Here is a 25,267-nt window from a genome sequence, read left to right on the forward strand (position 1 = left end):
TCCTCCTACTTCATCGCCGCCCGAATCCGCGCCGCCACGGCCTCAAGGTCCTTCGGATCGGCCGGCGCGTTTTCGGCCAGATAGACCGGCTTGCCGGCGATGCGGGGGATCACGTGGACGTGCAGGTGCGGCATGCTCTGGCCGACGCCGTTGTTCTGCAGGACCATGAAGCCCTCCAGTCCCAGGGCGTCGACCTGGGCCTGGCCGACCTTCTGGGCCACGGCCATGACCTTGGCCAGGTCCTTGGGATCAATCTCCAGGAGGTTGCGGGCCTTGGAGGTCTTGGAGATCACCAGCACGTGGCCGGCCTCCAGCGGGGCGCGGTCCATGAAGGCCAGGACGTCGGCGTCCTCATAGACCTTGTAGCTGGGCAACTCGCCGCGGATGATCCGGGCGAAGACGTTGTTCGGGTCATAGGCGCCCTTCAGTGGCGGAAAGGGCGTGGTGGCCGCACTGTTCGGCTCGAACCGGGCCAGCCAGCGGATCACTTCGCTCTCGAGCGCGATGCGCGCATCCGAGAAGCTGTGATCGGTGGCCATGTAGGTCTCGGTCAGTGCTTTAGCCCCGGCCGCGCGGGCGGCGGCGGCCAGCTTGCGGGTGGTGGGCGCGCCGGCGAACTCGGCTCCGATCATCAGCACAGGCCGGTCGGCGATCCTGGCGCTAAGCTTTTCCAGGTCTAGCGTATCGGCGTCGCGTTCGATCTCGGCGACTAGGGCTTGCGGCGTCGCGGCCAGGGGCGCGGTGTCGGGGCGCATGCCCTCGATGGCGGCCTTGCGGGCCTGGTCGCTGGTGATCCCGGCCTTCTCCTTGCCGATGTCCCAGGCGTCGATCAGCACCGCCCCGGCCACGCGCGGCTCGGCGGCGACGGCGTCGGCGGCCATGAAGCCGCCCATGCTGTGGCCGGCCACGACGATCCGCGCGGGATCGACGCGGTATTTGGCGGCGTTGGCCGGATCCAGCAGGAAGGCCACGGCCGCCTCGCCGTCGGCCCGGGCCCCGGCGAAGCTGAACGGCCCCTGGCTGCCCCACGAGCCGCGATAGTTGATCCGCATGGCGTTCCAGCCGGCCCGGCGCACGGCCTGCAGAAGGTCGATGTTGGTCTCGTTGCCGGGGAAGCCGTGCAGGAACAGCATCGTCGGGTGCGGCTGGTCGCCGGAGGCCAGGTAGATCAGGGCGTTGATCTTCGACCCGGCGATCTCGACCTGGAAGGCGGCCATGTCGGCCGGATGGTCCTTGTCGCGCGACGGGTCGGCGACCACGGCCTTGGGGATCGGCGGCGCCTTCAGCTCGGCCAGAGCGGGAGCGGCGATGGCCGCGCCCAGCAGTAGGGCCCCCAGAAACAGGGCGCGGCCCCCGGCGATAAGCTTGCGAGTCATGTGACGCCCGTCCCCGTTTGATCGCCGTCGATAATCCAGAAAGCCGAGGCCGAGGGAAGGGCCGGCGCGCTGCTGCCAATCGGCGGATGCGGCGTTGCTACGGCTGGGGGCATCAAAGGCAACGGAGGCCGCCATGGCTTCGATCCACAAGGACATCCTGATCAACGCCGCGCCCGAGGCGGTGTGGGACGCCGTCCGCGACGTCGGCAAGATCCACGAGCGCCTGTGCCCGGGCTTCGTGGTCGATACAAAGCTGGTCGACGACGGTGCGGCTCGCATGGTGACCTTCGGCAACGGCATGGTGGTCAAGGAGGTGATCGTCGACAGCGACGACGCGCGCCGGCGCCTGGTCTGGACGGCTCAGAGCGAGCGGCTCACGCACCACAACGGCGTCATGCAGGTCGAGGACGCCGGCGAAGGGCGAACGCGAGCGGCATGGACCGCCGACGTCCTGCCGCACGCGGCGGCGCAGACCGTGGGGCCGATGATGGAGATGGGCCTGGCGGCGATGAAGACGCGGCTGGAGGAACAATAGTCCTCCTAAAACCCGACCTCCCCGGCGAAAGCCGGGGTCCAGATTCATCCTGAGCGGTTTGGATCATGCGCCCGCGGTCTCGGGTGAAGCCGCGAGCGCTCGTGGGTTCGATCTGGGCCCCGGCTTTCGCCGGGGAGATCGGGGAAAGGGAGCACGATTGGATTCAACCAAGTCGTGCGCCATCAACATGGTGTTGAAATCCCCCCGAACTTCGTCTATACGCCGCGCCTTCTCCGTTGGACTCCGGTCCGGCGGCGATCCTGTTTGAGAACTACGGGGCGTGGGGTCACCAACGCCGTAATCGAGGAAGAGCCCTTCCTCGCCGTCGGGAGACAGGGATAGAGACGCCGACGCTCTCCTGCCCATGGACTTCTGTCCGGGACAGACACGCGGCCGACTTTCCTTGGAACAGGCTGATGCAGCTCGCTTGCGGGAGCGATCCCGCGTGTGAACCGCATTTGGCTGCCGGAATGGTCCGGCCGCTGTAATTGAGTAGGAGACCGCAATGGACCGCGCTCAAAAGCAGGAGTCGATTGAATCGCTGAAAAGCGTGTTCACCGACGCCGGCGCTGTCGTCGTGACCCACTATATGGGTCTGACCGTTGCGGAAATGACCGACCTTCGTCTTCGCCTCCGCAAGGAAGGCGCCGCGATCAAGGTTGTGAAGAACACCCTGGCCCTCAAGGCTCTGGACGGCAAACTTGGTGATACGGGCTCCGCCCTGTTCACCGGTCCTGTCGCCATCGCCTACGGCCCGGACGCCGTCTCGGCCGCGAAGATCGCGGTGCAGTACGCCAAAGAAAACGACAAGCTCAAGATTGTCGGTGGCGTTCTGGACCAGACCAACGTGCTCGACGAAGCCGGCGTGCGTGCTCTGGCGACCCTGCCGTCGCTGGACGAACTGCGTGGCAAGCTTATCGGCCTCATCCAGGCTCCGGCGACCAAGATCGCTGGCGTCCTGCAGGCCCCGGCTGCCCAGCTGGCTCGCGTTTTCAACGCCTACGCGACGAAAGACGCCGCGTAACGGTCATCCCCGCATCTATCCCAATCTCTCTAAGGAACTGACACATGTCCAAGCTCGATAAGCTGGTTGAAGAACTGTCCACCCTGTCGGTGCTCGAAGCCGCCGAACTCTCGAAGCTGCTGGAAGAAAAGTGGGGCGTCTCGGCCGCCGCTCCGGTCGCCGTCGCCGCCGCTGGCGGCGCTGCTGCTCCGGTTGAAGCCGCTGAAGAGCAAACCGAATTCACCGTCGTCCTGACGGACGGTGGCGACAAGAAGATCAACGTGATCAAGGAAGTCCGCGGCGTCCGTCCGGACCTCGGCCTGAAGGAAGCCAAGGACCTGGTCGAAGGCGCTCCGCAGAACGTCGTCGAAAACGTCTCGAAGCAACAAGCCGACGAAGTCGCCAAGAAGCTGACCGAAGCCGGCGCCAAGGTCACCATTAAGTAATCCGCTCCCCACGTTCGTGGGGACTGGGTTCCTTTTTGGAACTGCCGAACGGGCCCGGGGGAAACCTCCGGGCCCGTTTTCTTTGGGCGGTTCGCCTGGCGTAAGAACCCGCTCCCCCAGGAGATGAGCCCTGGTTGCGGCCCCTCCGGCCGGTCGCGTAGAGGTCGTGGCGGGGCTGGGGGTCGCGTGAATGTCGACACGGTATTGGAGCTACGCCGGGCCGCATGGCCAGGCCGGACCGGTGTCGACCGAGGAGCTGGCCCTTCTGCTGCGCGAGCGAATGATCGGCGGCGACACCGTGGTCAGCCCGATCGAGGGCGTGAGCTGGGCGCCGCTGGCGCACTGGCTGCCCGAACTGGTTCCGTTCGCGACCTGGTCTTCGACCCCGCTTCCGGCGCCGCAGCGTCCGCCGTCCGCGCCGCCACCGGCCCTACCGGCGCCGGCGCCCTGGGACCCGCCGGTCCAGTCCGCGCCCCGTCCGTTCATCGAGGCGGCGCCGCCCTTCGCCCTGCCTCATGCGCCCCTCCCGCTCGCGACCAAAGGCGCCTGGATCGATCGCAAGCCGCATCCCTGGCGCCGCTATTGGGCGCGGATGCTGGACCTCGCGGTGATGGGCTCGGTGATGGGTCTCATGCTCGGTGTGGTCGGCGCCGTCGTCGCGCCCGAGGAAACGAACCGCTTCTCGGCGTTTCTGACCTCCGGCCCGGTGGGCAAGGTCGCCGACCTGATGTTGACCCTGCTGCTGGTCATTCCCGGCAACGCCCTGCTGCTGGGTTTGACCGGTGGAACGCCGGGCAAGTGGCTGTTCGGGATCAAGATCGTGCGGCCCGACGGCCGACCGATCGGGGTCATGGCCGCCCTCTGGCGCGAGATCCGGGTGTGGTTCCAAGGCCTGGCCATGGGTATTCCCCTCGTCACGCTGTTCACCTTGTTCGCCGGCTTCTCGTGGCTCAACGACGACGGCCATGCGCCCTGGGACAAGCCACGGCGACGCGTGGCCCTGCATCGGCCGACCGGCGCCTGGCAGATCCTGTTGATGCTGATCGGGCTGGTCCTGCTGATCGCCCTTCGCGTCTGGCTGGCGATGCCGAGCAAACCCGGCGCTTGAACCCGACCGCCGAGGCTTCCTAAGCTGGCGCCTTGTCCAAAGGGGCCGTGACCATGACTTCGCAACCCTCGCGCCGCGACCTGATCGCCGTCGCCGCGACCCTGGCCGCCGGCCCCGCCTTCGCCGCCGATGGCCTGGGCGGCCTTCGCATCCCCGCCTCGGCCGCCGACAGCGAGCTGCGCGGCCTGTCGCCGACCGGCGGCAAGACCTATTGGGCGTCGGGCTCCAAGGGCTGGCTGGTTCGCGGACACGACGAGCGGCAGGAGCCGATGCGGATCATCGGCGCCGAGGCGCTGGACTTCCGGGGCCTGCACGCCTTCGACGACGATCATGTGCTGGCCATGAGCGCGGGTCCCGGCGAGGCCTCGCAGCTGTGGCGCACCAAGGACGGCGGCAAGACCTGGAAGCGCCTGGCGGCCAACCACGACCCGGCCGGCTTCTGGGACTCGATCGCCTTCGTCGATGGCAAGCGCGGCTATATCCTGGGAGACCCGACCCAGGGCCGGTTCACGGTGCTCTACACGGATGACGGCGGCGAGACCTGGGCGCGGCTGCCGGATCGGGGCGTGCCGCTGGCCGTGGCGGGGGAGGGCGCCTTCGCGGCCAGCAACGGCTGCGTCGCCCTGGGCCGTCGCGCCGAGGTGGCGTTCTGCACCGGCGGCGGCGGGCGGGCGCGGGTCTATGTGTCGCGCGGCGGCGGCGGGATCTTCGTGCCGACGGACACGCCGATCGCCGGCGACGCCCCCTCGCGCGGCGCCTTCGCCGTGGCGTACGGCAAGCACGGTGAGCTGTGGGTCTGCGGCGGCGACTATAAGAACCCCAAGGCCGAGGGCGTGACCTTGGCGCGGCTGGATCCTGGCCGGGTGACCTTCGAGCCGGTGGCCGCGCCGCCCGGCTACCTGTCCAGCATCTCGGTCTCGGGATCGACGGTGATGGCCACGGGGCTGGCCGGCACGATCGTCAGCCGCGACGGCGGCCCGTTCCAGCGGGTCTCGGCCGCGCCGTTCAACACCGTCCGCCTGACGGGCCCGCGCAAGGCCGTACTAGCGGGGCCTAGGGGTTCGATTGGTCTGTGGTCCGTCTAGGCGCGGCCGCCCCGGCCAAGGGCTCGTCGAGCCGCCGGACCTCGATGTGCTTCTCCTCGAAATCGGCCTCGCCGAAGAAGCTGGCGAACGGTACGTCGGCGGCGTCGCGGCCAAAGGCGATCGGGATCAGACCCGACAGCGGCGCCAGGCGCGTGGCGTCGAAGGTGCGCCAGCGCCCGTCCAGATAGACCTGGAACACCGCGTGGAAGTCCGGCGGGTCCAGCCGCCACGCGTAGCAGGAGACGAACCGGGCCGGCAGGTCCAGCGCGCGGCACAGGGCGACGCCCAGATGGGCGTAGTCACGGCAGACGCCGCGCCGTTCGACCAGGGTGTCGATGGCCCAGGTCGTCCCGGTCGTGGCGCCGGCTTCATAGGTGACGTGGCCGCTGATCCAGTCGGCGATCGCCTGGGCCTGGGCCAGGCCCGAGGTCAGGGCGCCGAACGAATCGGTGGCGAACGCCGCCAGCTTGTCCGACGGACAATAGCGGCTGGGGTTCAGATAGGGCAGCACGTCGAGCGGCAGGGCGTTGACGCTGGCCGCGTTCAGGCCGGACTGGTGATCGACCTGGGACAGGCTCAGCACGGTCGCCGCGTAGCCCAGCTCCAGCCGGCCAGGCTGGGCCAGGAAGCGCACGAAGCGATTGCCGGCGAAGCGATCGACGAAGAACTCCGCCTCCAGTCCCGGCGGCAGGGTGATCGTCTCGTCGAGCACCGACTGCTCGGCGCCGTCGGCGGCCTGTATGGCCAGGACGAAGCTGGTGGGGGTGCGGACCTCGTAGCGAAGCCGGCAGTCGATCGTGAAGCGCACGGCAAAGCTCCGCGTCCCCGACGCCCTGGCGGCGGCGCGGTCCGGCCCGCATAAGGCACGGCGCGGGAAAGGGTTCCCGGGAACGACCCGGACCGTCGCGCGCTAAGCTCCAGCCCGCAAGGCCGCTCAACAAGGCAAGGGACCCGCCCATGCTGAAAATCGCCGCCGTCCTGCTTGTCCTGATGATCCTGTTCGGCGTGCTCGGCTTCGTCGTGAACGTCGCCGGCGCGATCACCAAGGCCGCCTTCTTCGTCTGCCTGATCGCCCTGGGCGTGTCGCTGGTGATGAAGCTGGTGCGGAAGGCCGATTAATCCTGTCATCCCGGACAAGCGCGCAACGCGCCGAGCCGGGACCGCCGCAAGCTCCGAGCCTGTCGCGGTCCCGGGTCTTCGCCGTGCTTCGCCCGGGATGACAGTTTTCGCGGTATTTACCCTCTCTTACGAATTCCCCTTTCCTTCCGCGCGGGGTTCCCCTATATCCCCGCGTTCACGAAGACATTCGGCGGAGTGCCTGCGCACGTCCGTATACGCCCCGAGGCGCGATCAGCCGCCCTCCGATCCGCGCGAAGGGGCGCCCGTCAGGCTTCCGGTCCCGGTCGCCTAACAGGGGAATTCCAGCGTCCGCGGCTCTCCAATTGGGGGAGCAGCGAGGGTGGACGCTAAGGACAACCGAATTCACGCGCGGACTCTATCCGCGCCCAGGGAAAAAACATGGCGCAATCCTTCACCGGCAAGAAGCGGATCCGGAAGTCGTTCGGCCGCATCCCCGAAGCTGTGCAGATGCCGAACCTGATCGAGGTTCAGCGCTCTTCCTACGAACAGTTCCTGCAGCGCGAGGTCCGTCCGGGCCAACGCCGCGACGAGGGCGTCGAGGCGGTCTTCAAGTCGGTGTTCCCGATCAAGGACTTCAATGAACGCGCCGTGCTCGAATACGTCTCGTACGAGTTCGAAGAGCCCAAGTACGACGTCGAGGAATGCATCCAGCGCGACATGACCTTCGCGGCGCCGCTGAAGGTCAAGCTGCGCCTGATCGTGTTCGAAACGGAAGAAGAAACCGGCGCCCGCTCGGTCAAGGACATCAAGGAGCAGGACGTCTACATGGGCGACATCCCGCTCATGACGGACAAGGGCACCTTCATCGTCAACGGCACCGAGCGCGTCATCGTCTCGCAGATGCACCGCTCGCCGGGCGTGTTCTTCGACCACGACAAGGGCAAGACCCACGCGTCGGGCAAGCTGCTGTTCGCCGCCCGCGTGATCCCGTACCGCGGTTCGTGGCTGGACTTCGAGTTCGACGCCAAGGACATCGTCTACGTCCGCATCGACCGTCGCCGCAAGCTGCCGGCCACGACCTTCCTCTATGCCCTGGGCATGGACGGCGAAGAGATCCTGACCACGTTCTACGACGTCGTCCCGTTCGAGAAGCGCGAAGGCGGCTGGGCCACCCCGTACAAGCCCGAGCGTTGGCGCGGCGTGAAGCCGGAGTTCCCGCTGGTCGACGCCGACACCGGTGAGGAAATCGCCCCGGCCGGCACCAAGATCACCGCTCGCCAGGCCAAGAAGTTCGCCGACGCGGGTCTGAAGACCCTGCTGCTGGCGCCGGAAGCCCTGACCGGCCGCTACCTGGCCCGCGACGCCGTCAACTTCCAGACCGGCGAGATCTATTCGGAAGCCGGCGACGAGCTGGACGTTCCGGCGATCCAGGCCCTGGCCGACCAAGGCTTCAGCACCATCGACGTGCTGGACATCGACCACGTCACGGTCGGCGCCTACATGCGCAACACCCTGCGCGTGGACAAGAACGCCGTCCGCGAGGACGCGCTGTTCGACATCTATCGCGTCATGCGTCCGGGCGAGCCGCCGACGGTGGAAGCCGCCGAGGCCATGTTCAAGTCGCTGTTCTTCGACGCCGAGCGCTACGACCTGTCGTCGGTGGGCCGCGTGAAGATGAACATGCGTCTCGAGCAAGAGGTGTCGGACGAGGTCCGTATCCTGCGCAAGGACGACGTCCTGGCCGTGCTGAAGGTCCTGGTGGGCCTGCGCGACGGCCGCGGCGAAATCGACGACATCGACAACCTGGGCAACCGTCGCGTCCGCTCGGTGGGCGAGCTGCTGGAAAACCAGTACCGCGTCGGCCTGCTGCGCATGGAACGCGCGATCAAGGAACGCATGAGCTCGGTCGATATCGACACGGTCATGCCGCACGACCTGATCAACGCCAAGCCGGCCGCCGCCGCCGTCCGTGAATTCTTCGGCTCCTCGCAGCTGTCGCAGTTCATGGACCAGACGAACCCGCTGTCGGAAATCACCCACAAGCGTCGTCTCTCGGCCCTCGGCCCGGGTGGTCTGACCCGCGAACGCGCCGGCTTCGAAGTCCGCGACGTTCACCCGACCCACTACGGCCGGATCTGCCCGATCGAAACGCCGGAAGGCCCGAACATCGGTCTGATCAACTCGCTGGCCACCCACGCCCGCGTCAACAAGTACGGCTTCATCGAGAGCCCGTACCGTCGCGTGAAGGACGGCAAGCCGCAGGACGAAGTCGTCTACATGTCGGCGATGGAGGAATCCAAGCACGTCATCGCCCAGTCCAACATCGCGGTGTTGAACGGCGAGATCGTCGACGACCTGGTCCCGGGCCGCATCAACGGCGAACCGACCCTCCTGCAAAAGGAGATGGTCGACCTGATGGACGTGTCGCCGCGCCAAGTCGTGTCGGTGGCCGCCGCCCTGATCCCGTTCCTCGAAAACGATGACGCCAACCGCGCCCTCATGGGCTCGAACATGCAACGTCAGGCCGTGCCGCTGGTGCAGTCCGACGCGCCGCTGGTCGGCACCGGCATGGAAGCCGTCGTCGCCCGTGACTCGGGCGCGGTCGTGATCGCCAAGCGCACCGGCGTCGTCGAGCAGATCGACGGCACCCGGATCGTCATCCGCGCCACGGAAGAAACCGACGCCGCGCGCTCGGGCGTCGACATCTACCGGATGTCGAAGTTCCAGCGTTCAAACCAGTCGACCTGCATCAACCAGCGCCCGCTGGTGAAGGTGGGCGACCGGATCGTCGCCGGCGACATCATCGCCGACGGCCCGTCGACCGAGCTGGGCGAACTGGCCCTGGGCCGCAACGCGCTCGTCGCGTTCATGCCCTGGAACGGCTACAACTTCGAAGACTCGATCCTGATCTCCGAGCGCATCGTCCGCGACGACGTCTTCACCTCGATCCACATCGAGGAATTCGAAGTCATGGCCCGCGACACGAAGCTCGGCCCGGAAGAAATCACCCGCGACATCCCGAACGTCGGCGAGGAAGCCCTGCGCAACCTCGACGAAGCCGGCATCGTGGCGATCGGCGCCGAGGTCCAGCCGGGCGACATCCTGGTCGGCAAGGTCACGCCGAAGGGCGAAAGCCCGATGACGCCGGAAGAAAAGCTGCTGCGCGCCATCTTCGGTGAAAAGGCCTCGGACGTCCGCGACACCAGCCTGCGCCTGCCCCCGGGCGTCGCCGGCACGATCGTCGACGTGCGCGTGTTCAACCGTCACGGCGTCGACAAGGACGAACGCGCCCTGGCCATCGAACGCGCCGAAATCGACCGTCTGGGCAAGGACCGCGACGACGAGTTCGCGATCCTGAACCGCAACATCTCGGGCCGTCTGAAGGAACTGCTGATCGGCAAGGTCGCGCTGTCGGGCCCCAAGGGCCTGTCGCGCGGCGAGATCACCGTCGAGGGCCTGTCGCAGGTCGCCTCGGGCATGTGGTGGCAGATCGCCCTGGAAGACGAAAAGGCGATGGGCGAACTCGAGTCGCTGCGCCGCCTGTTCGACGAGAACCGCAAGCGCCTCGACCGTCGTTTCGAAGACAAGGTCGACAAGCTGCAGCGCGGCGACGAACTGCCTCCGGGCGTCATGAAGATGGTCAAGGTCTTCGTGGCCGTGAAGCGCAAGCTTCAGCCGGGCGACAAGATGGCCGGCCGTCACGGCAACAAGGGCGTCATCTCGCGCATCCTGCCGATCGAGGACATGCCGTTCCTCGCCGACGGGACGCACGTCGACGTCGTTCTGAACCCGCTGGGCGTGCCGTCGCGCATGAACGTCGGTCAGATCTTCGAGACCCACCTCGGCTGGGCCTGCGCCAACCTCGGCAAGCAGATCACCAACCTGCTGGAAGACTGGCAACACGGTGGCCAGAAGGACGCCCTGGTGACGCGCCTGCGCGACATCTACGGCCTGGACGAAGAACTGCCGGACACCGAAGAGGGTCTGGTCGAGCTGGCGCGTAACCTCGGCAAGGGCGTTCCGATCGCCACGCCGGTGTTCGACGGCGCGCGCATGGACGACATCGAGGGTCACCTCGAAATGGCCGGCGTCAACAAGTCGGGTCAGTCGATCCTGTTCGACGGTCTGACCGGCGAGCAGTTCAAGCGTCCGGTCACGGTCGGCTACATCTACATGCTGAAGCTGCACCACCTGGTCGACGACAAGATCCACGCCCGTTCGATCGGCCCGTACTCGCTGGTCACGCAACAGCCGCTGGGTGGTAAGGCCCAGTTCGGCGGTCAGCGCTTCGGGGAAATGGAAGTGTGGGCTCTGGAAGCCTACGGCGCGGCCTACACCCTGCAGGAAATGCTGACGGTGAAGTCCGACGACGTGGCCGGCCGGACCAAGGTCTACGAGTCGATCGTCCGCGGCGACGACACGTTCGAAGCCGGTATCCCGGAAAGCTTCAACGTGCTGGTCAAGGAAATGCGCTCGCTCGGCCTGAACGTCGAGCTGGAGAACAGCTGAGTCGATTAGGGGCTTCCTCCCCCTTCATGGGGGAGGTGGCCCGGAGGGCCGGAGGGGGTTTCACCCGCCCCGCCGGTTTAGGCCTCAAGCCCCCTCCGTCGGCTTCGCCGCCACCTCCCCCACGAAGGGGGAGGAAGCGCACAGAACGAAATTTTCGCGGGAAGTCCCCGCAGAAGGAATCAAGATGAACCAGGAAGTCCTGAACATCTTCAATCCGGTCCAGGCCGCTCCGACCTTCGACCAGATCCGTATCTCGCTGGCCTCGCCGGAAAAGATCCGTTCGTGGTCGTTCGGCGAGATCAAGAAGCCCGAGACCATCAACTACCGCACGTTCAAGCCCGAGCGTGACGGCCTGTTCTGCGCCCGTATCTTTGGCCCGACCAAGGACTACGAATGCCTGTGCGGCAAGTACAAGCGCATGAAGTACAAGGGCATCATCTGCGAAAAGTGCGGCGTCGAAGTCACCCTGGCCCGCGTCCGTCGCGAGCGCATGGGCCACATCGAGCTGGCCTCGCCGGTCGCCCACATCTGGTTCCTGAAGTCGCTGCCCTCGCGCATCGCCATGATGCTGGACATGCCGCTGAAGGACATCGAGCGCGTCCTGTACTTTGAATACTACATCGTCACCGAGCCGGGCCTGACCCCGCTGAAGCAGCACCAACTGCTGTCGGAAGACGACTACATGCGCGCCCAGGAAGAGTACGGCGACGACAGCTTCACCGCCGAGATCGGCGCTGAAGCGGTCCAGAACCTGCTCAAGGCGATCGACCTCGAGAAAGAGGCCGAGAAGCTGCGCGAAGAGCTGGCGGGCAACCCGTCGGACATGAAGCAGAAGAAGTTTTCGAAGCGCCTGAAGATCCTGGAAGCCTTCCAGGAATCGGGCAACCGTCCGGAGTGGATGGTGCTGACGGTCGTCCCGGTCATCCCGCCGGAACTGCGTCCGCTGGTGCCGCTGGACGGCGGCCGCTTCGCGACCTCGGACCTGAACGACCTGTATCGCCGGGTCATCAACCGTAACAACCGCCTGAAGCGCCTGATCGAGCTGCGAGCCCCCGACATCATCATCCGCAACGAAAAGCGGATGCTGCAGGAGTCGGTCGACGCCCTGTTCGACAACGGCCGTCGTGGTCGCGTCATCACCGGCGCCAACAAGCGTCCGCTGAAGTCGCTGGCCGACATGCTGAAGGGCAAGCAAGGCCGCTTCCGCCAGAACCTGCTGGGCAAGCGCGTCGACTATTCGGGCCGTTCGGTCATCGTGGTCGGCCCCGAGCTGAAGCTGCACGAGTGCGGCCTGCCCAAGAAGATGGCGCTGGAGCTGTTCAAGCCGTTCATCTACGCGCGTCTGGACGCCAAGGGCCTGTCGGGCACCGTCAAGCAGTCCAAGCGCATGGTCGAGCGCGAGCAGCCGCAGGTGTGGGACATCCTCGAAGAGGTTATCCGCGAGCACCCGGTGCTGCTGAACCGCGCGCCGACGCTTCACCGTCTGGGCATCCAGGCGTTCGAGCCGAAGCTGATCGAGGGCAAGGCCATCCAGCTGCACCCGCTGGTCTGCGCCGCGTTCAACGCCGACTTCGACGGCGACCAGATGGCCGTGCACGTCCCGCTGAGCCTGGAAGCTCAGCTGGAAGCGCGCGTCCTGATGATGTCGACCAACAACATCCTGTCGCCCGCCAACGGTCGCCCGATCATCGTGCCGTCGCAGGACATCGTCCTGGGCCTGTACTACCTGTCGGTCGCTCGCGACGGTGAGCCGGGCGAAGGCAAGATCTTCGCCGACCTCGGCGAGATCGAAGCCGCCATGGACGCCGGCGTCGTGTCGCTGCACGCCCGGATCAAGTCGCGCTTCACGGAAGTGGACGCCGATGGCGTGGCGCGTCGCCGCGTGATCGACACCACGCCGGGCCGGATGAAGATCGCCGCCCTGCTGCCGCGTCACCCGCAGATCGGCCACCGGCTGATCGAGAAGGCGCTGACCAAGAAGGAAATCGGCAATCTGATCGACATCGTCTACCGCCACTGCGGTCAGAAGGCGACGGTCATCTTCGCCGACCAGGTCATGGGCCTGGGCTTCAAGGAAGCCGCCAAGGCGGGCATCTCGTTCGGCAAGGACGACATCATCATCCCGGTCCGCAAGACCGCGATCGTGGAAGAGACCCGCAAGCTGGCCGAGGAGTACGAGCAACAGTACGCCGACGGCCTGATCACCAAGGGCGAGAAGTACAACAAGGTCGTTGACGCGTGGGCCAAGGCCACCGACCGCGTCGCCGACGAGATGATGGCCGAGCTTCAGATGAAGCATCGCGACGAGAACGGTCGCGAAAAGGAAATCAACGCCATCTACATGATGGCCCACTCCGGCGCCCGGGGTTCGCAAGCCCAGATGAAGCAGCTGGGCGGCATGCGCGGCCTGATGGCCAAGCCCTCCGGCGAGATCATCGAGACCCCGATCGTCTCGAACTTCAAGGAAGGCCTGACCGTTCAGGAGTACTTCAACTCCACCCACGGCGCCCGTAAGGGCCTGGCCGACACCGCGCTGAAGACGGCCAACTCGGGTTACCTGACCCGTCGTCTGGTCGACGTCGCGCAGGACTGCATCATCGTCGAGGAAGACTGCGGCACCACGCGGGGCATCACCCTGCGCGCCGTCGTCGAGGGCGGCGACGTGCTGGTCTCGCTGGGCACCCGCGTCCTGGGCCGCTTCACGGCCGAGGACGTCAAGGATCCGAGCACCGGCGAGCTGGTCGTTCCGGCCGACACCTATATCGACGAGAACATCGCCGACACCATCGAGGCGGCCGTGGTCCAGTCGGTGAAGGTCCGCTCGGTCCTGACCTGCGAAGCCAAGGTCGGCGTCTGCGGCGCCTGCTATGGCCGCGACCTGGCGCGTGGCACCCCGGTGAACATCGGCGAAGCGGTCGGCGTCATCGCCGCCCAGTCGATCGGTGAGCCGGGCACCCAGCTGACGATGCGGACGTTCCACATCGGCGGCACCGCCCAGGTGGCCGAGCAGTCGTTCTTCGAGGCCAGCAACGAAGGCACGGTCCGGGTCATCGGCCCGACCGTCATTGGCGCCGACGGCGCGCTGGTCATCATGAGCCGCAACACCTCGGTCAGCGTGCTGGTCGACGGCAAGGAGCGCGAAACCTACAAGCCGCCGTACGGCGCCCGCCTGCGGGTTAAGGACGGCGACCTGGTCAAGCGCGGCCAGCGCCTCGGCGATTGGGACCCCTACACCACCCCGATCATCACCGAAGTGGCCGGCAAGATCCGCGCCGAGGACCTAGTCGACGGCCTGTCCGTCCGCGAGGAAGTCGACGAAGCGACCGGCATCGCCCAGCGCGTCATCGCCGACTGGCGTACCTCGGCCCGCGGTTCGGACCTGCGTCCGGCCATGGGCGTGCTGTCGGAAGACGGCTCGTACAAGCGCCTGTCGAATGGCGGCGAGGCTCGTTACCTCTTGTCGGCCGGCGCCATTCTCTCGGTCGCCGACGGCGAAGAGGTGAAGCCGGGTGAAGTGATCGCGCGGATCCCGACCGAAGGCGCCAAGACCCGGGACATCACCGGTGGTCTGCCGCGCGTCGCCGAACTCTTCGAAGCCCGCCGTCCGAAGGACTGCGCGGTCATCGCGGAAATGGACGGCCGTGTCGAATTCGGCAAAGATTACAAGAACAAGCGCCGGATCAAGATCACGCCGGACGTCGACGCCGATGGCAACCAAGCCGAGGCCGTCGAGTTCCTGATCCCGAAGGGCAAGCACATCGCCGTCCACGACGGGGACTACATCTCCAAGGGCGAGTACATCATCGACGGCAACCCGGATCCGCACGACATCCTGCGCATCCTGGGCGTCGAGGCCCTGGCGAACTTCCTCGTCGACGAGATCCAGGAGGTCTATCGACTGCAGGGCGTGCCGATCAACGACAAGCACATCGAGACGATCGTTCGTCAGATGCTGCAGAAGGTCGAGATCCTCGAGCCCGGCGACACCGGCCTGATCAAGGGTGACCACCTGGACAAGCCGGAGTTCGAAAAGGAACAGGACAAGGCGGTCGCTCGCGGCGGTCGTCCGGCTGTGACCCAGCCGGTGCTGCTGGGCATCACCAAGGCCTCGCTGCAGACCAAGAGCTTCATCTCGGCCGCCTCGTTCCAAGAAACGACGCGCGTCCTGACCGAAGCCTCGGTGCACGGCAAGACCGACACCCTGGAAGGCCTGAAGGAAAACGTCATCGTGGGCCGTCTGATCCCCGCCGGTACGGGTTCCTACCTGCGCAGCCTGCAGCGCGTCGCCGCCAAGCGCGACGAGCAGCTGGCCCAGCAGCGCGAAGAAGCGATGGAGCCGCTGCCGGCCGAGATCGCGCTCTCGGACGCCGAATAGGCGTCCGAGACACTTAGGAAGTCGGACGCCGAATAGGCTTCAGCTAAGAGTGACTAACGGAAAGGCCCGGGAGCGATCCCGGGCCTTTTTCGTTGGTGGGGGGACCGTCTGGGAGCCCCGCCATGTCCGACTACACGCTCTACTACTGGTCCGTTCCGTTTCGCGGCCAGTTCGTGCGCGCCGTCCTGGCCCATGCCGGCAAGCGCTGGACGGAAGGCGGTGACGCGGCGATCTCGAAATTGATGGGCGGGCCGGTCCGTGAGATGCCGGTCCCGTTCATGGGGCCGCCCCTGTTGGTCGACCATGAGGCCGATGTCGCGATCGCGCAGATGCCGGCCATCATCCTCTATCTTGGCGAGACCCTGGACCTCCTGCCGGCCACGCCGGCCCTGCGCGCCCTGACCCTGAAGGTCGTCAACGACGCCAACGACGTGATCGACGAGCTCACCCTGGATGGCGGCCGCCAGATGTGGACGCAGGAGCGCTGGCGCGAGTTCGTCCCGCGCCTGGAGAAGTGGATGTCGTTCTGGGAGGAGACGGGGCGTCGCCATGGCTTGACGGCCGAGGCCGGCTTCCTTCTGGGCGGTGAGGCGCCGGGCGTCGCCGACGTGGTGACCGCCACCCTGTGGTCGACCATGGCCGAGCGTTTCCCGCCGATCGCGACGATCCTGGAGGCCGCCGCGCCGATGACGGCGGCCCTGACGCGACGGGTCTCGGCCCTGCCTTCGCTGGCCCAGCTGGCCGCCCGGGCGCGGGAGGACTATGGCGACGCCTATTGCGGCGGCCAGATCGAAGCCTCGCTGCGGGCGGTGTTGGAGGCCTAGGTCGCCGCCAGCCTCAGGACTGGCCGCCCGACAGCGGGTCGGACGTGCGGCCGGTGTGGCGGCCGCTCAGGCGCTCCAGTTCCTGCTGCATCCGCAGGACCTGACCGCCGAGGCTGGTGACGTCGCTCTGCAACTGGGCGTTCCGGGTTTTGAGATAGTCGTTCTCGCGGCGCATGGCCTGGGCTTCTTCGTCGGTCATGACGGCGGCCCTTCGGCGTGGGCCGGCGCCGTGCGGATGACCGCGCGCAGCAGCGCCGCGCGGTCGGGATCGATGCCGGGCGCGCGCAGCTCCTTGCGCGCCCCTTCCACGATCTGGCCCTTGTGGCGATTGCCGAGGAAGAAGGCCTCGGCGCGGACCTCGCGCATCGAGATCTGGCGAACGCCGACGGCCGCCAGCAAGGCGCTCCAGGCCGTCATCGACGGGCCGAACGCGCGAACGGGCCGATCGGGATACTGGGGGCGGACATGACGTCCTTTCGGGCCAACGATCCCGCAAGGCGCGGGGCGATCCGTGGCGTGGTCATGATAGCGCGCTCGAACGCCGATAGCTGCCCCGCATCGCAATCATTTCGCCGCCTCGCGCGGCTTCCGTGCTAGGGTTTTCCTCGAGGCGCTCAGTCACGCCATCGGATCAATCCGCCCTTTGCGGAAGGTCCAAAAGTCCCGGAGCCGGGACGCTCAGGCGCGCCCCGCCCCTTCCTGAAATCCATCGGTCTTCGGCTTGGCCCGCGTGGCGCGGCCATGGCCGTCGCCGTCTTCGAAAGGAACGTCCTTGTCCAAAGGCAATCGTGAAGTCCGCAAGCCCAAGACGATCAAGCCCAAGGTGATCGCCGCCGCGCCCTCGGTGCTGTCGCAAACCCTGGCGCCGCGCAAGAAATAGCCGCCGCGCCCGTCAAAGGAGACCGAGCGCCGCGGAACGGCGCGTCCGACGAAAGGCCACCCCATGAAGACCTATCCTGGCACTCGCCCCTCCGGCCCCAAGGGCTTCAACGATCCCCGCTCGACCGGTAGCCAGCCCTCCAAGCCGCGCCCGATCGATCCCGACGCCCTGCGGGGCACCAAAACCTAGAAGCGCCGCGGCCTAACGTCGCAAGCGTGGCTATGTCGGCTTCCGAACACCGTTATTCACCAGCGCTTTAACCATCCGCGTCATGCAGGATTGGACTTTTCCCCAATCCGGTCCCCGAAAGGGCTCCATGCGCGCCAGCATCTCGACCAAGGTCAGCCTGACCATCGCCTGCGCCTTCCTCGTCCTGACCCTGGCGGTCCTGGCGATCGTCGCGCACAGCTCCCTGGACTTCGCCCGCCGCGAGGCGACGCGACAGCAGGAGTCCAGCATGCGGGTGGCCTGGGACGTCATTGGCCAACGTGGCCAGGCGTTCCGGCTGGACGGCGACAAGCTGATGGTCGGCGACCACGTGCTGAACGGCGACTTCGACGGCGTCGATCGGGTCAAGGCCCTGGTCGGCGGCACCGCCACCGTCTTCCAAGGCGACACCCGGGTCACCACCAACGTCACCAAGACCGACGGCTCGCGCGCGGTCGGCACGGCCCTGGCCAAGGGTCCCGTCTACGACGCCGTCCTGGGCCGAGGCGAGCCCTATCGCGGCGAGGCCAAGATCCTGGGCCGGCCGTTCTTCGTCGCCTACGACCCGATCAAGGACGCCTCGGGCCAGGTGATCGGCGTGCTCTATGTGGGCGTGCCCCAGGTCGACTATTTCCAGCCGGTGTATCGCCAGCTGACGCTGCTGGCCCTGGCCTGCGTGCTGCTGGGCGCGGCGGGGGCGGGCGCCTCGGTGCTGACGGCCCGCCGCCAGCTGGCGCCGCTGGCGACCTTGCGCGACGCGATGAGCCGGGTGATGCGCGGCGACCTGTCGGTGACCCTGCCGTTCGCCGGCCGAGCCGACGACATCGGCTTGATGGCCGACGCCGTGCACGGCTTCCGCGACGAGGCTCTCGAGAAGACCCGCATCGCCGCCGAGGCCGCCGCCCAACGCGCGACCTCCGAGGCCGAACGCGACGCGGCCGGGGCCGACAGCGCCCGGCGCGCCGCCGACCAGGCCGTGGTGGTCCGCCGCTTGGCCGAGGGCCTGGACCGACTGTCGGCCGGCGACCTGACCGTGCGCCTCGCCGAGCCGTTCGCCACCGACTACGAAGGGCTGCGGGCCGATTTCAACCAAGCCGTCGAGCGCCTGGAAGGGGCGATGTCCGCCGTGGTCTCGGCCGTGTCGGGCCTGAATTCCGGGGCCGGCGGCATCGCCACGGCCGCCGACGAGCTGTCGCGCCGCAGCGAGGCCCAGGCCGCCAGCCTGGAAGAGACCGCCGCCGCCCTCGACGAAATCACCGCCACCGTCCGCCGGACGGCCGAGGGCGCCAAGGAGGCTCACCGCGCTGTCGGCGACGCCCAGGCCGAAGCCGGCCGCTCGCGCGAGGTCGTCGCCTCGGCCGTCGAGGCGATCGGCGGCATCGAGGCGTCGTCCCGCCAGGTGGCCCAGATCATCGGCGTCATCGACGAGATCGCCTTCCAGACCAACCTTCTGGCCCTCAACGCCGGCGTCGAAGCCGCGCGGGCGGGTGACGCTGGCCGCGGCTTCGCGGTCGTGGCTCAAGAGGTCCGGGCCCTGGCCCAGCGCTCGGCCGACGCGGCCAAAGAGATCAAGGTCCACATCGGCGATTCCGAGCGCCAGGTGGCCTCGGGCGTGTCGCTGGTCGGCGCGGCGGGCGAGACCCTGCAGCGCATCGCCGGCCAGGTGGGCGCGATCAGCGCCGTGATCACCGAGATCGCCGCCTCGGCCCAGGAACAGTCCTCGGGCCTCAGCCAAGTCAATATCGCCGTCAACCAGATGGACCAGGGCACGCAGCACACCACGGCCATGGCCAGCCGCTCGGCGGCCTCCAGCCAGTCGCTGCTGGACGAGGTGCGCAGCCTGGCGGACCTGGTCCAACGCTTCAAGGTGGGCGGGACGAGCGCGGGCGTGAGGCGGGCGGCTTAGGCGCGCAGCGGACACTCCCGCAGCCATTTGACGAAGTCCAAAACCGCCGTCCGAGCCTCGCCTGGATGCGACAGAAGATAGTGCGACGCCGGCCCTTCGATGGCGCGGGCGAAGGGCCGTACGAGCGCGCCCTGGGCCAGGAGCGGCGCGAAAAGGGTCGGTGAAAGCAAGGCGACGCCCGCGCCGTCGAGCGCCGCCGACGCATCCAGCTCCTGTGTCGGATAGTCCGTCGACACAAATCGGAGCGCCGGCGGTGAGACGCCCGCCTCGGCGAACCACCGAGGCCAATCCGCATGCGGCAGCAACGGCAGCGCCGCCAAGTGTTCGGGCCGTTCGAGTTTCATGTCCGCCAGGAGCCCCGGGCTCAGCATGGGCGTCGCGTCGATCGGCATGAGCCGCACGGCGTCGAGCCCCGGCCAGTCGCCCAGTCCCGTCCGGATCGCCAGGTCGAACGCATGGCTCGCGCGCACTTCGGCCGAGACATCCAGTTGGATCGACACCGCGCCAGGCAAGTCGCGGTAGCGCGCGAGGCGGGGAGCAAGCCAGCGCGCCGCGAAGGTTGGCGGCGCGCTAAGGCGCAGCGTGGGAGGTTCGGTGACGCAGGTTTCCACGGCCGAGCGCACCAGCGCCAGGGCCTCGCCTAGGCTCGCCGCCAAGGCCTGTCCCGCGGCGGTGGCCGAAACGCGCGGGCCCGAGCGGTGGAAGAGCGCCACGCCCAACTCAGCCTCGAGGTCGCGGATGCGCAGGCTCACCGCGCTTGGCGTGACGCCCAGCTCTGCCGCCGCCCGCGAGAAGCTGGCGGTGCGCACGCAGGCTTCGAGCACGCGAAGCGATTCGAGAGGCGGCAATCGTCGCTGCACGCCGTAAGTTAAGCACAGCTCAAAGTAAGCCGAAAGAACGCGCGTTATGCCCGTCCGGCGGTCCATGCGAGATCGGCTGACCGCTCCCTTTCGCTGGATCCGACATGACCCCTTTGAAATCTCGACACCTGTTCACGCTCGACATCGCGCTGCACCCCACACTGGAGCTGGGTGTGACGCCCGTCGGCGAGCGCCGCGTGTTTCCCGTCGCCGGCGGAGCGTTCGCCGGCGAGCGCCTGCGCGGCCGCGTCTCGCCGTTCGCGGGATCGGATCTTCTGCTGATCCGCGCGGATGGTTCACGCGAGCAGGACGTCCGCCTGGTCCTGAACACCGACGACGGCGCCCAGGTCATCATGACCTATCGCGGTCGCGGGCATAGCTCGGCCGAGGTGATGGCGCGGGTCGCCGCTGGCGAGACGATCGCTCCTTCCGAGTACTACCTGCGAACGGCCCCGTTCTTCGAAACCGCCTCCGCCACCTACCAGTGGCTCAATCGGATCGCGGCGATCGGCGTTGGCGAGCGGCGCGCCGACGGAAGCGTGCGCTACGAGGTGCACGAGATTCTTTGATCTCGCGGACCCTACTGTTGCCCCGCCTTCTTCTGTAGCTCCAGGAACTTCCGCGCCCGGTCGGCCGAGTCCTTCTCGCGCCGTATCTGATCGACGACCGACTTGCGCGGGCGGCCGAGGCCGTCCTGTTCGGCGCCGAGGACGAAGGGGATCTCCTTCATCGTGCCAGGATGCTCGCGGCTGCGATGGTCGACGCCGGGAGCCATCGGCGCGTCCTGGTAACGGCGGTAGGCCTCCTGGGCGGCGGCCTGGGCGTCGAGCGCCTGGCGCCTGGCGGCGTCCATGCCCGACAGCGGTTCTCCCTTGGCCTTGGCCGCGCCGAAGCGCTCGTCGCACGTCTCGCGTTCGCGCCGGTTGAGGCCGACGGCGTCGGCGCTGACGCAGCCGGTGGCGCTGCCGCGCAGGGCGGTTCGCAGGTCGCCGGCGCCCTCGCCAGGCAGGGGCGCGGGGCGGATCGCCGTGCCCGGCCTGGCGACGCCGGCGGCGGGAACGGTCAAGGTCGGAACCCCGACGGGAACGGGCCGCGCGGGCTGGCGGACCTGGAACGGCAGGACCGGGGAGGGGGCTGCGGCCGAGGCCGGCGCGGCGCGGGGCTTGGGCTCCACCGCCCGCTCGGGACGCAGCAGGTCCACCGTCACGATCGGCAGCTCGTCGGGGATGACGTGTTGCAGCAGCGGCGGCTGGGGCAGAGCCAGCCAGGCCAGCACCGCCACGTGCAGCAACAGCGAGCCGGCGAGAATCGTCGCCCGTCTCCGCCTGTCCGTGCTTCGCATGGCGATCGCCGTCACCCGTCCTCGATCCTACTTGCGCCCCGGCTTGCGGCGAGCTCGCGTCCCTCCCACATGGCGAGGCTGGCGACGCATACAAGCCGCTCGATCCAGGGGCGAGGCTGCACAGCCCGAGGTGGCGAAATCTTGGCCGTGATAGCGTCGTTAAGGCCGCGTTAACCGGCGCGGGAACAGGCGATTGACGCCGGGCGACTTCGCGAGTACATACCGCGCTCTTTTTCGAGGCGTGCGTTCGCGTGCGTCCTGATGAGCTACCGTTCTCGCGGGCTTTTGGTCCAAGGGAGCCTGAACCCGCCGGTGTGCTTTCCGCGCCCCGGCGAGTTTCGTGTTTATCGGGTCTCCAAGCGGAGCCTTGAACCAAGAACAACAAAGACAAGGACCTGAAGCGCCCCGGCCGAAAGGCACACGCTTCCATCAGAGCAGAGACTTAATGCCTACCATTAACCAGCTCATCCGTAAGCCGCGCTCTCCGAAGCCGGTGCGGAACAAGGTGCCGGCCCTGAAGGGCTGCCCCCAACGCCGCGGCGTCTGCACGCGCGTCTACACCACGACCCCGAAGAAGCCGAACTCGGCTCTGCGTAAGGTCGCCAAGGTCCGTCTGACCACCGGCATCGAAGCCGTGTGCTACATCCCGGGCGAAGGTCACAACCTGCAGGAGCACTCGGTGGTGCTCATCCGCGGCGGCCGCGTCAAGGATTTGCCCGGCGTCCGTTATCACATCCTGCGCGGCGTCCTCGACACCCAAGGTGTCAAGGATCGTAAGCAGCGTCGTTCGCTCTACGGCGCCAAGCGTCCGAAGTAAGGAAAAGAAGAATGTCCCGCCGCCGTCGCGCCGAGAAACGCCAAGTCCTGCCGGACCCCAAGTTTGGGGATCTGATCGTCACGAAGTTCATGAACTACGTGATGTACGAGGGCAAAAAAGCCGTCGCCGAAAACATCATCTACGGTGCTTTCGACATCCTGGAATCCAAGCGCAAGGACCAAGGTCCGCTGGAAACCTTCCACTCCGCCCTGGACAACGTCGCCCCGGCGATCGAAGTCCGGTCGCGCCGCGTCGGCGGCGCCACCTATCAGGTGCCCGTGGAAGTCCGTCCGGACCGTCGCCGCGCCCTGGCCATCCGTTGGCTGGTGACCGCCGCTCGCAAGCGCGGCGAGAACACCATGACCGAAAAGCTGGCTGGTGAGCTGCTCGACGCCTCCAACAACCGCGGCACCGCGGTGAAGAAGCGCGAAGACACCCACAAGATGGCCGAAGCCAACCGGGCGTTCTCGCACTACCGCTGGTAAGCTTTCTTACCAGCACTCTTTCAGGCGCGGGCGGTTTGCGATAAACCGCCCGCGCCGCACGTTTAATGACCCTGCCGCTCGTCTCCGAGCGTAGGGCAGCCACGCAGAGCTTGATCATGGCCCGCCAGCATAAAATCGAAGACTACCGTAACTTCGGCATCATGGCGCACATCGACGCCGGCAAGACGACGACGACCGAGCGGATCCTGTATTACACGGGTAAGTCGCACAAGATCGGCGAAGTCCACGACGGCGCCGCGACTATGGACTGGATGGAGCAGGAGCAAGAGCGCGGCATCACGATCACGTCGGCCGCGACGACGGCTTACTGGCGCGAAAAGCGCCTGAACATCATCGACACCCCCGGGCACGTCGACTTCACCATCGAAGTCGAACGCAGCCTGCGCGTGCTCGACGGCGCCGTGACGGTGCTGGACGGCAACGCCGGCGTCGAGCCGCAGACCGAGACCGTCTGGCGTCAGGCCGACAAGTACAAAGTTCCGCGGATCGTGTTCGTCAACAAGATGGACAAGATCGGCGCCGACTTCGACAAGTCGGTGGAATCGATCCGTGACCGCCTGGGCGCCAAGGCCGTGCCGATCCAATTCCCGATCGGCTCGGAAACCTCGCTGAGCGGTCTCGTGGACCTGGTCCGCATGAAGGCCGTCATCTGGGACAACGACGCCCTGGGCGCCAACTTCCGCGACGAAGAAATCCCGGCCGACCTGATGGCCAAGGCCGTCGAGGCCCGCGCCTACCTGGTCGAGAACGCCGTCGAAATGGACGACGAGGCGATGGAAGCCTATCTGGGCGGCGAGGAGCCCTCGGAAGCCACCATCAAGAAGTGCATCCGCAAGGCCGTGCTGACCGGCGCCTTCTATCCGATCCTCTGTGGCTCGGCCTTCAAGAACAAGGGCGTGCAAACGCTGCTGGACGCCGTCGTCGACTACCTGCCGTCGCCGCTGGACATCCCGCCGACCAAGGGCATCGACTTCAAGACCGAAGAAGAAGTCGTGCGTCACGCCTCGGACGAAGAGCCGCTGTCGGTTCTGGCGTTCAAGATCATGGACGACCCCTTCGTCGGTTCGCTGACCTTCTGCCGCATCTATTCGGGCAAGCTGGAAACCGGCATGGGCCTGCTGAACGCCACGCGCGACAAGCGCGAGCGCGTCGGCCGCATGCTGCTGATGCACTCCAACAACCGCGAAGACATCAAGGAAGCCTATGCCGGCGACATCGTCGCCCTGGCCGGCCTGAAGGACACCCGCACCGGTGACACCCTGTGCGATCCCCTGAAGTCGCCGGTCATCCTGGAGCGCATGGAATTCCCGGCCCCGGTCATCGAGATCGCCGTCGAGCCCAAGTCGAAGGCCGACCAGGAAAAGCTGGGCGTCGCCCTGCAGAAGCTGGCCGCCGAGGATCCGTCCTTCACCGTCTCGACCGACTTCGAGTCGGGCCAGACGATCCTGAAGGGCATGGGCGAGCTGCACCTGGACATCAAGATCGACATCCTGAAGCGGACCTACAAGGTCGAAGCCAATATCGGCGCGCCGCAGGTGGCCTATCGCGAAAGCCTGGGTAAGAAGGTCGACATCGACTACACCCACAAGAAGCAGACCGGCGGTACGGGTCAGTTCGCCCGCGTCATGATCACCTTCGAACCGGGCGAGCCGGGTTCGGGCTTCGTGTTCGAAAGCGCCATCGTCGGCGGCGCCGTGCCGAAGGAATACATCCCGGGCGTCCAGAAGGGCCTGGAATCGGTCAAGGACAACGGCCTGCTGGCCGGCTTCCCGCTGATCGACTTCAAGGCGACCCTGACGGACGGCAAGTACCACGACGTCGACTCGTCGGTCCTGGCCTTCGAAATCGCCTCGCGCGCCGCCTTCAAGGAGCTGCGCGAAAAGGGCGCTCCGAAGCTGCTCGAGCCGATCATGAAGGTCGAGGTCGTGACGCCGGAAGAATACCTGGGCTCGGTCATCGGCGACCTGAACAGCCGTCGTGGCATGATCCAAGGTCAAGACATGCGCGGCAACGCCACGGTGGTGAACGCCTTCGTGCCGCTGGCCAACATGTTCGGCTATGTGAACACGCTGCGGGGCATGTCCCAGGGCCGCGCCCAGTTCAGCATGGTCTACGATCACTACGAGCCGGTGCCGCAACACGTCGCCGACGAAGTGATCAAGAAGTACGCGTAAGCTTTTCCCTCGGGAAAGCGTACACGAGAAGAACAGGAGGGGGCTTTCACGAGCCCCCTCCGCACCACCCCAGAAGTTCAACCAATAAAAGGCCCCCCCGTTTTTCGTAGGGTTCTGGGGTCCTGGAGCTAAGAAGATGGCCAAGGAAAAGTTCGAACGTAACAAGCCGCACTGCAACATCGGCACCATTGGTCACGTTGACCATGGCAAGACGACGCTGACGGCCGCGATCAC

General features: G+C 67.0%; 22 protein-coding genes and 1 pseudogene. 16 read left to right on the forward strand and 7 right to left on the reverse strand.

The features are described from left to right. Nucleotides 1-5: 5 nt before the first annotated feature. Nucleotides 6-1,376 (reverse strand): HIT family protein, encoded by a 1,371-nt coding sequence (locus ASC70_RS03825; protein ID WP_056046610.1) that lies wholly within the window; start codon nucleotides 1,374-1,376, stop codon nucleotides 6-8. A gap of 133 nt (nucleotides 1,377-1,509) precedes the next feature. Between ASC70_RS03825 and ASC70_RS03830 the strand changes: the two genes are divergently transcribed. The 5 genes from ASC70_RS03830 (at nucleotide 1,510) to ASC70_RS03850 (ending at nucleotide 5,553) form a co-directional block, all read left to right on the forward strand. Then, a complete protein-coding gene (locus ASC70_RS03830) occupies nucleotides 1,510-1,911 on the forward strand; it encodes an SRPBCC family protein (protein WP_056046612.1) in 402 nt (133 codons plus the stop codon). 505 nt (nucleotides 1,912-2,416) lie between these two features. Then, complete coding sequence (rplJ, locus tag ASC70_RS03835) at nucleotides 2,417-2,935, forward strand: 50S ribosomal protein L10 (RefSeq protein ID WP_047403719.1); 519 nt, start codon at nucleotides 2,417-2,419, stop codon at nucleotides 2,933-2,935. A 44-nt stretch (nucleotides 2,936-2,979) separates the two neighbouring features. Further along, nucleotides 2,980-3,360: a 50S ribosomal protein L7/L12 gene (gene rplL / locus ASC70_RS03840; RefSeq protein ID WP_056046614.1), complete on the forward strand. Its 381-nt coding sequence runs from the start codon at nucleotides 2,980-2,982 to the stop codon at nucleotides 3,358-3,360. A 190-nt stretch (nucleotides 3,361-3,550) separates the two neighbouring features. Continuing rightward, on the forward strand, nucleotides 3,551-4,468 hold the full coding sequence (locus tag ASC70_RS03845) for an RDD family protein (RefSeq protein ID WP_056046615.1): 918 nt from the start codon (nucleotides 3,551-3,553) through the stop codon (nucleotides 4,466-4,468). A 53-nt stretch (nucleotides 4,469-4,521) separates the two neighbouring features. Continuing rightward, the gene (locus ASC70_RS03850; protein WP_056046656.1) at nucleotides 4,522-5,553 is read left to right on the forward strand and encodes a YCF48-related protein; all 1,032 of its coding nucleotides are present in this window, start codon (nucleotides 4,522-4,524) and stop codon (nucleotides 5,551-5,553) included. Here the strand turns inward: ASC70_RS03850 and ASC70_RS03855 are convergent. Then, a complete protein-coding gene (locus tag ASC70_RS03855; RefSeq protein WP_056046617.1) occupies nucleotides 5,522-6,361 on the reverse strand; it encodes a transglutaminase family protein in 840 nt (279 codons plus the stop codon). The two genes, ASC70_RS03850 and ASC70_RS03855, sit on opposite strands and share 32 nt — an antisense overlap. Before the next feature lie 149 nt (nucleotides 6,362-6,510). On the opposite strand from ASC70_RS03855, the gene ASC70_RS24315 reads away from it, so the two are divergent. The 4 genes from ASC70_RS24315 (at nucleotide 6,511) to ASC70_RS03870 (ending at nucleotide 16,341) form a co-directional block, all read left to right on the forward strand. Beyond that, a complete protein-coding gene (locus ASC70_RS24315) occupies nucleotides 6,511-6,672 on the forward strand; it encodes a hypothetical protein (RefSeq protein ID WP_156396112.1) in 162 nt (53 codons plus the stop codon). A 399-nt stretch (nucleotides 6,673-7,071) separates the two neighbouring features. Further along, on the forward strand, nucleotides 7,072-11,142 hold the full coding sequence (gene rpoB / locus ASC70_RS03860) for a DNA-directed RNA polymerase subunit beta (RefSeq protein ID WP_056046618.1): 4,071 nt from the start codon (nucleotides 7,072-7,074) through the stop codon (nucleotides 11,140-11,142). A gap of 184 nt (nucleotides 11,143-11,326) precedes the next feature. After that, a complete protein-coding gene (gene rpoC, locus ASC70_RS03865; protein WP_047403729.1) occupies nucleotides 11,327-15,517 on the forward strand; it encodes a DNA-directed RNA polymerase subunit beta' in 4,191 nt (1,396 codons plus the stop codon). Between the two features lie 122 nt (nucleotides 15,518-15,639). Then, nucleotides 15,640-16,341 (forward strand): glutathione S-transferase, encoded by a 702-nt coding sequence (locus ASC70_RS03870; protein ID WP_056046621.1) that lies wholly within the window; start codon nucleotides 15,640-15,642, stop codon nucleotides 16,339-16,341. Between the two features lie 13 nt (nucleotides 16,342-16,354). Here the strand turns inward: ASC70_RS03870 and ASC70_RS03875 are convergent, their stop codons facing one another. Next, nucleotides 16,355-16,540: a hypothetical protein gene (locus tag ASC70_RS03875; protein ID WP_047403734.1), complete on the reverse strand. Its 186-nt coding sequence runs from the start codon at nucleotides 16,538-16,540 to the stop codon at nucleotides 16,355-16,357. Continuing rightward, complete coding sequence (locus ASC70_RS03880) at nucleotides 16,537-16,758, reverse strand: hypothetical protein (RefSeq protein WP_056046622.1); 222 nt, start codon at nucleotides 16,756-16,758, stop codon at nucleotides 16,537-16,539. Before ASC70_RS03880 ends, ASC70_RS03875 begins: the two co-directional genes overlap by 4 nt. Before the next feature lie 526 nt (nucleotides 16,759-17,284). On the opposite strand from ASC70_RS03880, the gene ASC70_RS24320 reads away from it, so the two are divergent. Together ASC70_RS24320 and ASC70_RS03885 are read left to right on the forward strand one after the other, a co-directional pair. Beyond that, complete coding sequence (locus ASC70_RS24320; RefSeq protein WP_082539562.1) at nucleotides 17,285-17,410, forward strand: hypothetical protein; 126 nt, start codon at nucleotides 17,285-17,287, stop codon at nucleotides 17,408-17,410. Nucleotides 17,411-17,537: 127 nt separating this feature from the next. Then, nucleotides 17,538-19,334: a methyl-accepting chemotaxis protein gene (locus ASC70_RS03885; protein ID WP_056046624.1), complete on the forward strand. Its 1,797-nt coding sequence runs from the start codon at nucleotides 17,538-17,540 to the stop codon at nucleotides 19,332-19,334. On the opposite strand, the gene ASC70_RS03890 is transcribed toward ASC70_RS03885, so the two are convergent. Further along, nucleotides 19,331-20,260 (reverse strand): LysR substrate-binding domain-containing protein, encoded by a 930-nt coding sequence (locus tag ASC70_RS03890; protein WP_082539563.1) that lies wholly within the window; start codon nucleotides 20,258-20,260, stop codon nucleotides 19,331-19,333. The genes ASC70_RS03885 and ASC70_RS03890 overlap by 4 nt on opposite strands. A 38-nt stretch (nucleotides 20,261-20,298) precedes the next feature. Between ASC70_RS03890 and ASC70_RS03895 the strand changes: the two genes are divergently transcribed. Next, nucleotides 20,299-20,763, forward strand: coding sequence for a DUF3237 domain-containing protein (locus tag ASC70_RS03895; protein WP_056046626.1), 465 nt, complete (start codon nucleotides 20,299-20,301; stop codon nucleotides 20,761-20,763). Nucleotides 20,764-20,774: 11 nt separating this feature from the next. Here the strand turns inward: ASC70_RS03895 and ASC70_RS03900 are convergent, their stop codons facing one another. Beyond that, the gene (locus ASC70_RS03900; protein ID WP_056046660.1) at nucleotides 20,775-21,536 is read right to left on the reverse strand and encodes a hypothetical protein; all 762 of its coding nucleotides are present in this window, start codon (nucleotides 21,534-21,536) and stop codon (nucleotides 20,775-20,777) included. Between the two features lie 159 nt (nucleotides 21,537-21,695). Then, nucleotides 21,696-21,958 (reverse strand): annotated as a pseudogene (locus ASC70_RS24775) (hypothetical protein). A gap of 23 nt (nucleotides 21,959-21,981) precedes the next feature. On the opposite strand from ASC70_RS24775, the gene rpsL reads away from it, so the two are divergent. From rpsL to ASC70_RS24325, 4 genes are all read left to right on the forward strand, one after another. After that, nucleotides 21,982-22,353, forward strand: coding sequence for a 30S ribosomal protein S12 (rpsL, locus tag ASC70_RS03905; RefSeq protein WP_004624021.1), 372 nt, complete (start codon nucleotides 21,982-21,984; stop codon nucleotides 22,351-22,353). A gap of 11 nt (nucleotides 22,354-22,364) precedes the next feature. Then, complete coding sequence (rpsG, locus tag ASC70_RS03910) at nucleotides 22,365-22,838, forward strand: 30S ribosomal protein S7 (protein ID WP_047403744.1); 474 nt, start codon at nucleotides 22,365-22,367, stop codon at nucleotides 22,836-22,838. A 116-nt stretch (nucleotides 22,839-22,954) separates the two neighbouring features. After that, nucleotides 22,955-25,033 (forward strand): elongation factor G, encoded by a 2,079-nt coding sequence (gene fusA, locus ASC70_RS03915; protein WP_056046628.1) that lies wholly within the window; start codon nucleotides 22,955-22,957, stop codon nucleotides 25,031-25,033. 136 nt (nucleotides 25,034-25,169) lie between these two features. After that, on the forward strand, nucleotides 25,170-25,267 hold a 98-nt coding region (locus tag ASC70_RS24325), incomplete at its 3' end, for a GTP-binding protein (protein WP_199225306.1).

Origin of the sequence: Caulobacter sp. Root343, from assembly GCF_001425745.1 — a bacterium.
Taxonomy (GTDB): Bacteria; Pseudomonadota; Alphaproteobacteria; order Caulobacterales; family Caulobacteraceae; genus Caulobacter.

What these genes read in the sequence shown, in the direction of transcription:
- ASC70_RS03825 (WP_056046610.1), bottom strand. Translation starts at nt 1,376, where the DNA reads ATGACTCGCAAGCTTATCGCCGGGGGCCGCGCCCTGTTTCTGGGGGCC.
- ASC70_RS03830 (WP_056046612.1), top strand. Translation starts at nt 1,510, where the DNA reads ATGGCTTCGATCCACAAGGACATCCTGATCAACGCCGCGCCCGAGGCG.
- rplJ (WP_047403719.1), top strand. Translation starts at nt 2,417, where the DNA reads ATGGACCGCGCTCAAAAGCAGGAGTCGATTGAATCGCTGAAAAGCGTG.
- rplL (WP_056046614.1), top strand. Translation starts at nt 2,980, where the DNA reads ATGTCCAAGCTCGATAAGCTGGTTGAAGAACTGTCCACCCTGTCGGTG.
- ASC70_RS03845 (WP_056046615.1), top strand. Translation starts at nt 3,551, where the DNA reads ATGTCGACACGGTATTGGAGCTACGCCGGGCCGCATGGCCAGGCCGGA.
- ASC70_RS03850 (WP_056046656.1), top strand. Translation starts at nt 4,522, where the DNA reads ATGACTTCGCAACCCTCGCGCCGCGACCTGATCGCCGTCGCCGCGACC.
- ASC70_RS24315 (WP_156396112.1), top strand. Translation starts at nt 6,511, where the DNA reads ATGCTGAAAATCGCCGCCGTCCTGCTTGTCCTGATGATCCTGTTCGGC.
- rpoB (WP_056046618.1), top strand. Translation starts at nt 7,072, where the DNA reads ATGGCGCAATCCTTCACCGGCAAGAAGCGGATCCGGAAGTCGTTCGGC.
- rpoC (WP_047403729.1), top strand. Translation starts at nt 11,327, where the DNA reads ATGAACCAGGAAGTCCTGAACATCTTCAATCCGGTCCAGGCCGCTCCG.
- ASC70_RS03870 (WP_056046621.1), top strand. Translation starts at nt 15,640, where the DNA reads ATGTCCGACTACACGCTCTACTACTGGTCCGTTCCGTTTCGCGGCCAG.
- ASC70_RS03875 (WP_047403734.1), bottom strand. Translation starts at nt 16,540, where the DNA reads ATGACCGACGAAGAAGCCCAGGCCATGCGCCGCGAGAACGACTATCTC.
- ASC70_RS03880 (WP_056046622.1), bottom strand. Translation starts at nt 16,758, where the DNA reads ATGACGGCCTGGAGCGCCTTGCTGGCGGCCGTCGGCGTTCGCCAGATC.
- ASC70_RS24320 (WP_082539562.1), top strand. Translation starts at nt 17,285, where the DNA reads ATGAAGACCTATCCTGGCACTCGCCCCTCCGGCCCCAAGGGCTTCAAC.
- ASC70_RS03885 (WP_056046624.1), top strand. Translation starts at nt 17,538, where the DNA reads ATGCGCGCCAGCATCTCGACCAAGGTCAGCCTGACCATCGCCTGCGCC.
- ASC70_RS03890 (WP_082539563.1), bottom strand. Translation starts at nt 20,260, where the DNA reads ATGGACCGCCGGACGGGCATAACGCGCGTTCTTTCGGCTTACTTTGAG.
- ASC70_RS03895 (WP_056046626.1), top strand. Translation starts at nt 20,299, where the DNA reads ATGACCCCTTTGAAATCTCGACACCTGTTCACGCTCGACATCGCGCTG.
- ASC70_RS03900 (WP_056046660.1), bottom strand. Translation starts at nt 21,536, where the DNA reads ATGCGAAGCACGGACAGGCGGAGACGGGCGACGATTCTCGCCGGCTCG.
- rpsL (WP_004624021.1), top strand. Translation starts at nt 21,982, where the DNA reads ATGCCTACCATTAACCAGCTCATCCGTAAGCCGCGCTCTCCGAAGCCG.
- rpsG (WP_047403744.1), top strand. Translation starts at nt 22,365, where the DNA reads ATGTCCCGCCGCCGTCGCGCCGAGAAACGCCAAGTCCTGCCGGACCCC.
- fusA (WP_056046628.1), top strand. Translation starts at nt 22,955, where the DNA reads ATGGCCCGCCAGCATAAAATCGAAGACTACCGTAACTTCGGCATCATG.